General features: G+C 46.1%; 10 protein-coding genes and 1 tRNA gene. 3 read left to right on the plus strand and 8 right to left on the minus strand.

The genetic code is table 11. From position 1 onward, the window contains the following. Position 1: 1 nt before the first annotated feature. Genes Q335_RS0106040 through Q335_RS09485 form a run of 3 tightly spaced genes read right to left on the minus strand, consistent with a single transcriptional unit; the run spans position 2 to position 2,117 of the window. The gene (locus tag Q335_RS0106040) at positions 2-802 is read right to left on the minus strand and encodes a UDP-2,3-diacylglucosamine diphosphatase (protein ID WP_038369439.1); all 801 of its coding nucleotides are present in this window, start codon (positions 800-802) and stop codon (positions 2-4) included. After that, positions 795-1,364 (minus strand): peptidylprolyl isomerase, encoded by a 570-nt coding sequence (locus tag Q335_RS0106045; protein ID WP_425393512.1) that lies wholly within the window; start codon positions 1,362-1,364, stop codon positions 795-797. The genes Q335_RS0106040 and Q335_RS0106045 overlap by 8 nt, the downstream gene beginning before the upstream one ends. A 51-nt stretch (positions 1,365-1,415) precedes the next feature. Continuing rightward, the gene (locus Q335_RS09485; RefSeq protein WP_156929894.1) at positions 1,416-2,117 is read right to left on the minus strand and encodes a tetratricopeptide repeat protein; all 702 of its coding nucleotides are present in this window, start codon (positions 2,115-2,117) and stop codon (positions 1,416-1,418) included. A 100-nt stretch (positions 2,118-2,217) separates the two neighbouring features. Between Q335_RS09485 and cysS the strand changes: the two genes are divergently transcribed. The 3 genes from cysS to tilS all read left to right on the plus strand — a co-directional run bounded on the left by cysS (position 2,218) and on the right by tilS (position 5,991). Beyond that, positions 2,218-3,660, plus strand: a complete 1,443-nt coding sequence (gene cysS, locus Q335_RS0106055) for a cysteine--tRNA ligase (RefSeq protein ID WP_028357860.1) — start codon at positions 2,218-2,220, stop codon at positions 3,658-3,660. 320 nt (positions 3,661-3,980) lie between these two features. Next, positions 3,981-4,949, plus strand: a complete 969-nt coding sequence (locus Q335_RS0106060; protein WP_028357861.1) for an acetyl-CoA carboxylase carboxyltransferase subunit alpha — start codon at positions 3,981-3,983, stop codon at positions 4,947-4,949. Positions 4,950-4,986: 37 nt separating this feature from the next. Beyond that, positions 4,987-5,991: a tRNA lysidine(34) synthetase TilS gene (gene tilS / locus Q335_RS09490; protein WP_051532333.1), complete on the plus strand. Its 1,005-nt coding sequence runs from the start codon at positions 4,987-4,989 to the stop codon at positions 5,989-5,991. A gap of 342 nt (positions 5,992-6,333) precedes the next feature. On the opposite strand, the gene Q335_RS0106070 is transcribed toward tilS, so the two are convergent. The 5 genes from Q335_RS0106070 to lexA all read right to left on the minus strand — a co-directional run bounded on the left by Q335_RS0106070 (position 6,334) and on the right by lexA (position 11,522). Beyond that, positions 6,334-7,437 carry an ABC transporter ATP-binding protein gene (locus Q335_RS0106070; RefSeq protein ID WP_051532334.1) on the minus strand — a complete coding sequence of 368 codons (1,104 nt, stop codon included), beginning with the start codon at positions 7,435-7,437 and terminating at the stop codon, positions 6,334-6,336. A gap of 1 nt (position 7,438) precedes the next feature. After that, positions 7,439-9,046, minus strand: coding sequence for an ABC transporter permease (locus tag Q335_RS0106075; protein WP_084493558.1), 1,608 nt, complete (start codon positions 9,044-9,046; stop codon positions 7,439-7,441). Positions 9,047-9,109: 63 nt separating this feature from the next. Then, a complete protein-coding gene (locus Q335_RS0106080) occupies positions 9,110-10,117 on the minus strand; it encodes an iron ABC transporter substrate-binding protein (protein WP_028357864.1) in 1,008 nt (335 codons plus the stop codon). Positions 10,118-10,542: 425 nt separating this feature from the next. Then, positions 10,543-10,620, minus strand: a tRNA-Arg gene (locus Q335_RS0106085). Between the two features lie 239 nt (positions 10,621-10,859). Next, on the minus strand, positions 10,860-11,522 hold the full coding sequence (gene lexA / locus Q335_RS0106090; RefSeq protein WP_028357865.1) for a transcriptional repressor LexA: 663 nt from the start codon (positions 11,520-11,522) through the stop codon (positions 10,860-10,862). Positions 11,523-11,551: the final 29 nt, after the last annotated feature.

Below are 11,551 nucleotides of genomic sequence, written 5' to 3' on the forward strand. Positions count from 1 at the left end.
CTTATTCAAGTAAATCATGGCGTCGGATGACGCCTTTTTTTATTTCAAAATAATCGGCGCGATAAGGGGGGTGATCTAGCTCCCAATCACTGTTAACCCAGCGCTCATAATGGCAAGCATTCATCTGGTAGTGATGAACATGCGGGCGATGGGTATGGCCATGCACCAGCCAGGGGATATCTGGGTGCGCCCGTAAGGTGTCTCGAATTGCCGTCTCTGAAACATCGCCACGATTGATGAGCACCTGGCTATGACTGAGCCGTTGGTATTTTTTTTGACTGCGAGCTCGCACACGCTGACCAATTTTTTTTCTGAAACTCAATGGCAAACACAAGAAAAGCTTTTGCAACCATGCGATACGACTAAAACCTCTAAAAAACATATAGCCTTTGTCATCGGTGCAATACTCGTCGCCATGACTGATGAGGAATTTTTGCTGGCTGTTAATAAGCACGAAGCGATCGGGCATGAGTTTGCCATTGACTAGATTGGCTAATTGCTTACCCAAGAAAAAATCACGATTGCCGCGCACTAGATACAAGGGCTTGTGCTGCGAGAAGGCTTGCAGCTGTTTAATGGCCTCTTGTAGCCAGGGCTCAGGGTCATGCGTGGCCAGATCATCACCAACCCAAGCATTAAAAATATCGCCATTGAGAATTAAATGATCGCAGCCTTGTTGGGCCTTGGCGAGAAACTCATAAAAAAAACGGCAGGTCAATGGAATATGAGGCCCCAGATGAATATCTGAGGTGATCCAGACCGTGCCGTTGAGAGAAAACTGCGATAAGTCTTGCTTATTCAACAATTTCTGCTTTTTCTATGACGACATCGTCTTTAGGGACGTCTTGGTGAAAGCCGCGAGAACCCGTTTGCACTTTTTCGATTTTGTCGACCACATCAGTACCGCTAATGACTTTGCCAAACACGGCATAACCCCAACCTTGACCACTAGGGGCTTTGAAGTTAAGGAAGTCATTATTATTGGTGTTGATAAAGAATTGTGAAGAAGCGGAATGAGGGTCAGAAGTACGAGCCATAGCGACGGTGTACTTCTCATTTTTGAGGCCATTATCGGCTTCGTTTTTGATAGGGGCTTTGGTTTTTTTCTCTTGCATACCAGGTTCCATGCCACCGCCTTGGATCATAAAACGCGGGATTACACGATGGAATAAGGTGTTGTCATAAAAACCGTCTTTGACATAAGAGATGAAGTTTTCGGTCGTGACAGGTGCATGTTCGCCGTCTAGTTGTAAAACGATATCACCATAATTGGTGCTTAATTTAACTTGAGGTTGATTGCTCATGTGTGAATCCTGTGTTGATTGATGAGTTAAGGTTTGTGCTTGCGCTGAAGCCGCAAACATAAAACATGTTGCACTGAATAAAGCAGTGGGGACAATTTTGGATTTTAACACTTATTTTCCTCCCGAAAGAATATAGTTAATCGCCTTGCGTTGACCCTCGGTATTGATACCTGCCGCCTGTGCTTGGCTAAACGCTTGTTGCGCTAACACTAAATGTAGTAACCCTAAATTCTTGTTGGCCGTACCGTAATTTGGTCGAATAGTCACGGCCATTTTGAGCGACTCATAGGCCTTATCAACCAGGCCGTTTTGCATTTGGAGAACACCTAGATTATTCCAAGGCTCAGCCAGCTCAGGATATTTAAACGTCATATCCGTGTAGGCCTTTTCGGCGCCAGCGAGGTCTTTTTTGCCAGCCAAGGCGCGAGCTTTGAGGAATAATAACTGCACGTCCGTGCTAGGTTCTAAGAGATAAGCGTCTTGCTTTTGGAGTTTGGCGATTTCGGCCAAGGCTTGATCGTAGCGACCAGAGTTAATGATACCGCTAATACGTATTGCGGCTTCGCTGCGACTCTCTGGAATAGAGGTGTCGACGGAGGGTTCTAGTTTATGTAAAAGATCAGCTAAGCCTTGCCAGCCTTCGTGCGCGTTGATGGGCACACTCGCAAGGGGAACATACTCATCGTTAGAATAATTGCCGAGCTGAGCATCCGGTAATTCTTGATTGGGTTGGTTGGCAAATTGCGCATAAGCGGGTTGCCCGGCCAGGCAAGCGAGCACACTCATACCGCATAATAAAGATTTAACGTTCACAGTTTGTAAATCCTCAATAATTTTCTCTGGCGTAGTGAATATTTTGGGTGTCTGAAAGGTATAATAAAGGTTTTAACATTGTAGCCTTAGTTTAGTTTTTATGCAGATTTATAATAGCCTAACGCGCAGCAAAGAAGCATTCGTTCCTATCCAAGCCAACCAAGTGCGCATGTACGTCTGTGGTATGACTGTATATGACTATTGTCACCTTGGTCATGCACGTATGTTGGTAAGCTTTGATGTGGTGCAGCGTTGGTTCAAACAAAAAGGCTACCAAGTCACCTATGTTCGTAATATCACTGATATTGACGACAAAATCATCCGCAAAGCCGTCTCACAGCACTTGCCACTCCAAAAAGTCACCGACTTTTATACGGCCGCTATGCACGCCGACGAGAAAGCGTTGGCGGTGGAACCACCCGATCACGAACCGCGTGCAACACAGCATATTACGGCCATGATCGGTCTCATCAAAGCCCTAGAAGACAAGGGCTTAGCCTACCAGAGCACGAATGGCGACGTGCATTACGCCGTACGCAAATTTCCGAACTACGGCAAGTTGTCCGGTCGATCCCTAGACGATATGCGGGCGGGCGAGCGCATCGCGGTAACTGAGGACAAACGTGATCCCCTCGATTTTGTGCTTTGGAAAGCGGCCAAAGATGAAGAGCCGCAAGACTCCAAATGGCAGTCTCCTTATGGGTTGGGACGCCCTGGTTGGCATTTAGAATGTTCGGCCATGAGCAAAGAGATTCTCGGGATGCCGATAGATATTCACGGTGGTGGCCCTGATCTCAAATTTCCTCACCACGAAAACGAAATCGCCCAATCTGAGGGGGCATACGACGAAGAATTGGCACATGTTTGGATGCATTGCGGCCCTCTGATGGTCAATAACGACAAAATGTCCAAATCCTTAGGTAATTTTTTGACCATTCGGCAAATTGTCGGTATCGACTGCTCAAGCAACCAAGCAGAGTATCGTCACAACCCGCGCGAAGCCGAAATGCTACGCTTCTTTATTGTGCGTAATCACTATCGCAGCCCACAAAACTTCACACCAGAAAACCTCAACGACGCTCAAGTGGCTTTGGATCGCTTGTATCAAACCCTCAAAATCATCGGCTTCGAGGAAGTCGAGCCAGACTGGTTAAGTGATTTTGGTTCGGACTTTAGGCACGCCATGGATGACGACTTTAATACCGCGTTGGCCATCTCCGTGCTCTTCGAAATGGCCAATCACGCCAATCGCCAAAAAGACATCGGTATTGCTTCACAAATGCGCGCGTATGCCAATGTATTGGGCTTGTTATTACAAAACCCAGACGATTACTTTAAAACGCCTAGTCGCTATACTAAGTCCGCCAGTCAGGTTAGCCAAGAACTGACCGACACTGAGATTGAGGCCTTGATTACGCAGCGTTTGGAGGCCAAAAAAGCCAAGGACTTTGCTAGCGCCGACCAGATTCGTCAAACGCTTAAGGAGGCTGGCATTGAGCTTGAAGACAAGGCTGGAGGTGTCACGCAGTGGCGTCGTCTTTAAGGTATTACTTTAAGTAATACGAGCAAAAAGTCCAAGATTTGCCGTTAATGTAAAAAAATCACGTAAAATGCATGTAAATGTTAAAATCATGCGTCAGCAAGCTTAGCGCTGCACGTGGTGCGAGTGCGTACGGCGTGCTTTGCTAGCGTTTTGAGCGATTGCGTGGTAGTGCTAGTCACGAGTCTTTGTAGACTTTATTGACGTTATTTACGCTATTTGGGTTAAGACCCTAATTCGTCAGCGTCACTTGAGATCCGTACGAGTTCTCATCAGCTACCACAAACCTTAAGCTAAACCAGAATGCCTAGGAAAACCTACTAATGGCAACAAAGAACATTTATTTAGATTTTGAAGAACCCATTGGTGAGCTCGAACAAAAGATCGAGCAATTACGAATGGTTTCAGGGGACTCAGCGATAGATATCTCGGACGAGATAGAGCGCCTACAAGAAAAAAGTCAAGCCCTAACTAAAAGTATCTTCAGCAAATTAACGCCATGGCAAACGGCCAATGTGGCGCGCCACCCCCAACGTCCTTATACCCTCGATTATATCGACAGCATTTTTACGGATTTTCATGAGCTACATGGCGATCGTATGTATGCGGACGATCAATCTATTGTGGGCGGTCTAGCCCGATTTAATGGTAAGCCTTGCGTTGTGATTGGCCACCAAAAAGGCCGTAACACCAAAGAGCGCGCCCTCAGAAATTTTGGTATGCCACGCCCCGAAGGCTATCGCAAGGCCTTACGAATTATGCGTCTTGCCGAAAAATTCGGTTTACCAGTGTTTACCTTTATCGATACGCCAGGGGCTTATCCTGGGATTGGGGCCGAAGAGCGTGGTCAGTCCGAAGCCATTGGCCACAATATTTACGCCATGGCTGAACTCAGAGTTCCAATTATTGCTACCGTGATTGGTGAAGGCGGCTCAGGTGGTGCCTTAGCCATTGCCGTGGCCGATGTAGTGCAGATGTTGCAATATTCGACTTATAGTGTGATTTCCCCAGAGGGTTGCGCCTCTATCTTGTGGCGTAGTGCCGATAAAGCGGCCGTTGCTGCCGAAGCCTTAGCCTTGACGGCTAATCGCCTTAAAGAATTCCACCTCATCGATAACATCGTCCCCGAACCTGTAGGTGGGGCTCATCGCGATATGCAAGAAATGGTCAAAAATCTACGTAAGTCTCTAAGCGTCGCGATGCGTAAAGTGATTGACTTGCCTATCGATGAATTATTAGAGCGCCGTCTTGAGCGCCTCAAATCTTATGGCCGTATGGTCGAAAAATCTTAATCATCTTTTCCAATCGTTTCCTGAAGCAGGTCGGCTTATGCAAGGACCTGCTTCTTTATTGGCACAAATCAAGTGTCAACGAGTCGCGTTGGCCTTTAGTGGCGGCGCCGATTCCTTGGCCTTGGCGTTGTGCTTAGCCTATCTTTGTCAATCTTCAAGTAAGTCTTTAATTCTGTTTCATATCCATCATGGCTTGATGGCAGCGGCCGATGATTGGCTTGACGCTTGCCAGCAGCTAGCCAATCAGTTGGGGCTGAAATTCGTGGCTCGACAAGTCAAGGTCGACCAGGATTCGGGTTTAGGTATGGAGGGGGCCGCACGTCAGGCGCGTTATCAGGCCTTGCAAGGATTAGCCGCTGAGCATGAGGTGGAAGCCATATTCCTGGCACACCATTTACAAGATCATGCCGAAAATCTGCTGATCCGTCTGTTTAGAGGCGCTGGGGTTAAAGGCATGAGCGGCATGCAAGTGCAGCGAGGCCTACAGCACAGTTCGGAGCCGTTACGCTACTATCGACCTTGGTTGGACATTGAACGTCACTACCTGATTGACCTAGCACAGCATTGGGAGACCTTAACGGGATGGCGATATATTCGAGATCCTAGTAATTTGGATCAACAATATAAGCGTGGCGCGATTCGCACGCAACTGATCCCTGTCTTACAAAAAATATGGCCCACGTGGCCACATCAGTTGGCGCGTTTTGCTCACATCATGCAAGAAACTCAGGGTCTACTCGACGAATTAGCCGTGCTCGATCTACAACAATTAGAGCCCGATACAGATTATCTGAGCTTTTCGCTGAAGGCCTGGCGTGAATTAAGTGAAGCGCGGCAGGTCAATGTGATCCGTTATTGGCTCAGCTTACATCATCAATTAATGCCCTCAGAAAAACGCTTGCAGGAGTGGCTCAAACAATTACGCCATGTCCATCAATTAGGCTTTGATCGAGACGTGCGTCTCAAACATCAGCAAACTGAAATCCGTTTACAAAAAGGGCGGGTGCGCTTGTACGGGGTTGAATCCAAAAAAGATCACTAGCCGTTTAACTCCACACATAATAGGTCACCATAAGACGGCAGCAGTATGTCTTATAAAAGCATCAGGTGGTTAGGTCCATCAGTACGAGTTAACGAGAGGGGAGGTGGCTCTTGATTCGGCCAAAGCCATCTAGTCAGCGTTTGAAGGCTTTTTGCAGAGCATTGAATTGCCATCGTTTTGCCCGATAGCAGCCGCTGGCGCCCTGCGCAGAGCACTAGCGGTACTAAGGTCACAAACGGCACTAATGGCACTAATGACACGAAAGGTACTAGCGGCCTATCTAACGTTTTTAAGCCCTGATAAATCTATCTTGCATGGTTTTTAATAAAGAAAGACCGATGCTTAAGCGCTAGTATAGAATAAAGCCGAACCCACAATTTTTAGAGGAATGGTATCACCCACGTTTAAGACGCGATGAGCATGCTGAATATTACTTAAAAATTGCATATTCCCAGTGTTAAGCTGTACTTGGCAGCTTTCACCCTGGAATGTAATACGCTCAACTTGTGCCGTGAAATCACCTTCGATGCCAGACTCAAGTATGGGCACTAATTGATCAGAGCGGATTAAGAGTTGCCCCTGAGCCTCAGATTGAGGCGCTTGCACCTTCGTGGTTGAAGGTTCCGGTGCACAGAGTAAGCGTGTCGGAATGGCAGAACCTAAATGACAATTGGCTGTACAGCCATCAGCATTGAGTCGCGCGGGGATCAATAGGCTTTGATCACAAATAAAGCTGGCGACCTCGACATTGCAAGGATTCTCATAAATATTGGCCGGGCTATCAAATTGTGCAAGATAAGAGTTTTGCAGCAAAGCGATTTTGTCGGCACAGCTTAAGGCCTCATGACGGTCGTGCGTCACAATAATGGCAGCGGATTCACTGCGACGCAAAATATCAATCACATCATTACGAATTTGCGCACGTAAATGCTCATCTAAAGCACTAAAGGGTTCATCAAGCAACATGATTTTGGGTTTAGGTGCGAGGGCCCGAGCCAGGGCTACACGTTGTTGCTGACCGCCAGAAATCTGGTGCGGCATGCGATCGGCGAGATTAGTAATCCCCGTCAATTCCATGACTTCGGCAATACGGTGACGATCGGCAGGGTCTTTACCCTTACCGTCCCCTAAACCGTAAGCGATATTGCGATACACATTCATATGCGGGAACAGCACACCTTCTTGCAGTACATAACCTAACTGGCGCAAACGCGGTGGCATGAAATGTTCATCATCAAAGATTAATTGATCTCGGATGGTCATGCGGCCGACATCCGCACGCTCAAACCCGGCAATAATTCTTAGCAAAGTGGTTTTACCCGAGCCTGAGGCCCCGAGTAAAAACAAAATCTCGCCTTCATGCAGAGTGAGATTGATATCTTGTAAAACCACCTGGTCGTCAAAAGCGTGACCGATGTGTTGTAAGCTTAGCAGTGGTTGAGACATATTACTTAAAGCCATATTTACGTAAGAAATAAACAGGAATTCCAGAAAATACAATTAAGGCACACGCATAAGGGGCTACCGCGGCATAACGCATATCCAGGGTGTACTCCCAAACCGCGATGGAGAGCGTTTGTAGTTCTACCGGAGAGAGCACTAAGGTGGCGGTCAATTCCTTCATCAAGTTTAAAAAGACCAGTGCAAACGCCGCGGTGAGGCCTGGCAAAATCGCCGGAATAATCAGAGTCCGGAAAACAAAAAAGTCTGAACGCCCGAGCGATTTACCGACATTTTCTATGTTGGCTGGAATTAAATTCAAAGACGAACGCAAAGTGGTTTGTGCCATGGGTAAATACAGCATTAAATAGGCGATTAGCATGGGCACAAAGGTTTGATAAACCGGCGTCGCGTAGTGAATCGTAAAATAAGTAATCGCTAAAGCAATCACAATGCCTGGCATGGCATGCAATAGAAACGGTAAACGGTCAATCCAAATCGTCAGCGTCGACCGATAGCGGATGGCGCACCAGACCAGCGGTAAAGCGACGAGCACGGAGACAAATGCCCCCATCCCAGAGACCCCTAGCGATAGGCCCAAGGATTTAATGAATTCCATGAGGTGGAAATTACCAGAGAAAGAAGTACCGACAGTCAACCAATAAATTAGCGTGGCGATTGGTATGCCTAACGCCACGATAGCATGCACAATAAAAAACACTAAATACAAGGCGTGACTGAGCGGCGATAGCGCCCGCCGAGGCATCTGCCTTGCCACACCTTTACCCTCACGGGCGAGGTAATCATTGCCGCGAAAGATCAACTCAAAACCCACGACGATTAAACACATAACCACCAGAACCAAAGACAACAAGGCCGCGCTGGCATTGTCAAAAGACATGTCATATTCTTGGTAAATTGCCGTCGTAAAGGTGTTGTAGTTGAGAATAGAAACCGCCCCGAATTCAATCAACATATGTAAAGCAATCAGCAAAAAACTACTGCCTAAGGCGGGCTTGAGTTGCGGAAAAATCACATGCCAAAAGGTGTAAGTATTGCTTTTGCCTAGCGATAAGCTGACCTCTTCAAGCGAGCGATCCATGCGTTTGAGGACGGCGGCAATCGGCAAGTAGGCCAGGGGGGCAGAGGCCATGGTCATGACTAATAAGGCCCCTGGTAACCCTTCAAATTTAAAACTCAAGCTAATCCAGGTATAACTAGTCACACTCGCGGGCAAACAGAGGGGCAGAGTAGCAGCAACCCGAAAAAAAGGTGCCCCCCAGATTTTATAGCGTTCGAGTGCAAAGGCGGCCACTGTCCCTATTACGATAGATAAACCCGTGACCACTACTAATAAAATCATGGTGTTGCTAAACAACATCCACACACGCTCGCGAAAGACTAATTCGATAGCACGATTAAGCCCTACATCATAAGAGCGCAAGAATAAGTACAAGAAGGGAAATAATAAGGGTACAGTAAGCGCAAAAACTAATAAGCGCAACCATAAGGGGGCGCGTGTTTTGTGTCCTTTATGTTTTTTGTTAAAAATGGACACTGCCGTGGTGGTTGATGAAGAGCTAGACGTCGAAAGTGAGAGTGATTTTTTATTCATTTATACACAGTAAAGCCTGCTCAAGGCAAGGCTGAGCAGGCTTATTATTTAAAAAAACATAGTTTATTTAAGACCAGTTTTTTCTAAAAGTTTAAGTGCTTTTTGTTTGTCAGCAAAGGTTGTGCCACTGACGACAGGTGGATCGATTTCATCATAGCTTTCTAGATTGAAAGATGATTTGACGTCAGAGCGTAATGGATACTCAGCGCGCTCGTTAGAGAACGCTTGTTGACCTTCTTTGCTCACGACAAAGTCGACAAACTTAAGGGCTTCGTCTTTGTGCTTGCTGTTATCAAGCGCAGCAATCGCGGCGTAAGTCATCAAGGCACCAGGGTCTTTGTGACCAACAAAGTTTAGACGGCTTTTGATTTTGTCGGCGCCGCCTTTTTCGCGGGCCAGGTTAAACCAGTAGTAGTTATTAATAAGTGCTAAAGGAATCTCGCCGCGCTCAACTGCTTGTAAAGCGACGAAGTTATTAGCGTATTGTTTGCCGTTGGCTTTGAGGCCTTCGAGCCATTCTTCAGCGGCTTTTTCGCCTTTGAGTTTGATGATGCCATCCACTTGACCTAAGAAAGCACCAGAGGTAGGCACGTAAGCGACTTTACCTTTCCATTCTGGTTTAGCGTAGTCAAGCACAGATTTGGCTAAGTCTTGTTCTTTGATGAGGTCTGGATTGTAAGCGACTACACGGGCACGGCCACTGGTAGCAACCCAGTCATGATTCTCTGCTTTGGGTACAGAGTCGAAACCAGCCCCACTGGTTTGTTTGATAGTATCGTCTGAAAGTTTGGCCAATAAACCTTTTTCAGAAAGGTTTAATAAAGTACCTGTAGATTCAACCCAGAATACGTCGGCTGGCGTTTTTTTGCCTTCTTCCATCAATTGACCGGCTAATTGTTCGCCAGAGCCTTTTTTGATGTCAACTTTGATCCCAGTGGCTTTAGTGAAAGCATCTGCAACGACTTGTGTGCCTTCTTTGTGTTGACCGCTATACACAGTAATGTCTGCAAGAGCAGGCGCACTTACCAATAGGGCACTGCTCAAAGCGGCCCATAAAAAGGTCTTCTTCATATAGAACTCCTAGGAAAAACTACAATTGATAATGATAATAGTTATAAACTAAGGCTACAGAATAACAGCCCACCTAGCCAAAAACAAGTCAAATGGCTACTAAAGGTAAATAAAGGTGAATTCAGTAAATTATAAAAGACTTGCCTGATGTTTGCTTATGTTTCATTAAATTGTCATAAACGGCGCTGTCATATTTATTTCTTAGCGAATTGTTAATCGTAAGTTTGATGACTCAAGGTTGTTGAGATAGCGGGTGTGGTATACGTTTGGGTAGGCTTCAGAAGATTACTAGTGCTAGACATTTATAAAAGCCAACCTCAGCAAATAGCAATATTGAGAACTGGGAAATAAGAAGTAGGAAAATTAATAAGAAGATAGCAGGCATAAAAAAAGGTCTTGAGAATATCAAGACCTTTTTTGGAATCTGGCGCGCCCGGCAGGATTTGAACCCACGACCCCTTGGTTCGTAGCCAAGTACTCTAATCCAACTGAGCTACGGGCGCGTAACTGAATAAGTTTTGTATTATGAAGTATTTTTAGAAGTTGTGCAAGTCTTTTTTGCAAAAAAATTAAAATTTAGAGGTTAGTAGCAAAAAAGATACAAAAATGCCTATTGAAGTTGAATACCTTAATAGGCCAATGATGTTTAAATACGGAAAAGTAATCTGAACTATTTAATCGACGAGGCAGTAGTCAAACCAAAAGAAAAAACTAAAAAGCTATATACGGCGATTAGAAACTACTAAAAACTGCGTAACAGACCCACAGCTAAGCCCTCGAGACTAAAGGTATCTTGGGGGGTAACGATAATCGGCGCGAAATTATCATTCTCTGCAATCAGTTCTATGCGATGACTGAGTTTATGAAAGCGCTTAACCGTGACTTCGTCATTGATACGGGCCACGACAATCTGACCGTTGCGCGCGTCATGAGCCCTTTTGACCGCCAGTAAGTCACCATCAAAAATCCCTGCATTAATCATGCTCTCGCCCTTGACCCTAAGCAGATAATCTGGCTTGGTTTCAAAAAAATATTTGTCTACTTGGATATGCTTTTCTATGTTGGCCTGTGCCAAAATAGGGTTGCCTGCCGCCACCTTTCCAATAATTGGCAATTGATTGACGGCCTCATTGGCTGCCATGGGTAGCTCGCTGAGGTCCGGAGCCGAGCTAGTGGGCAAATAATGTTGACAATCCTGGTTGATGCGAATCCCTCTGGAGGTACCAGGCATAAGCGTAATGACGCCTTTTTTGGCTAAGGCCTTAATGTGATCCTCTGCAGCATTGGTGGACTTAAACCCGAGCTGGGTGGCTATTTCTGCGCGGGTAGGCGGCAAACCCGTACGCTCTATAGCACTAGCGATTAATGTAAGGACTTGCTGTTGGCGGGCGGTAAGTTTAACCATAAAACATCAATAGAAAATAACTGTATAAA

Origin of the sequence: Brackiella oedipodis DSM 13743, assembly GCF_000621025.1 — a bacterium.
Lineage (GTDB): Bacteria > Pseudomonadota > Gammaproteobacteria > Burkholderiales > Burkholderiaceae_B > Oligella > Oligella oedipodis.

Bases quoted from the DNA above. Each gene is read 5' to 3' on its own strand.
- Q335_RS0106045 (WP_425393512.1), bottom strand. From the start codon at position 1,364: ATGTTTGCGGCTTCAGCGCAAGCACAAACCTTAACTCATCAATCAACA.
- cysS (WP_028357860.1), top strand. From the start codon at position 2,218: ATGCAGATTTATAATAGCCTAACGCGCAGCAAAGAAGCATTCGTTCCT.
- Q335_RS0106060 (WP_028357861.1), top strand. From the start codon at position 3,981: ATGGCAACAAAGAACATTTATTTAGATTTTGAAGAACCCATTGGTGAG.
- tilS (WP_051532333.1), top strand. From the start codon at position 4,987: ATGCAAGGACCTGCTTCTTTATTGGCACAAATCAAGTGTCAACGAGTC.
- Q335_RS0106070 (WP_051532334.1), bottom strand. From the start codon at position 7,437: ATGTCTCAACCACTGCTAAGCTTACAACACATCGGTCACGCTTTTGAC.
- Q335_RS0106075 (WP_084493558.1), bottom strand. From the start codon at position 9,046: ATGAATAAAAAATCACTCTCACTTTCGACGTCTAGCTCTTCATCAACC.
- Q335_RS0106080 (WP_028357864.1), bottom strand. From the start codon at position 10,117: ATGAAGAAGACCTTTTTATGGGCCGCTTTGAGCAGTGCCCTATTGGTA.
- lexA (WP_028357865.1), bottom strand. From the start codon at position 11,522: ATGGTTAAACTTACCGCCCGCCAACAGCAAGTCCTTACATTAATCGCT.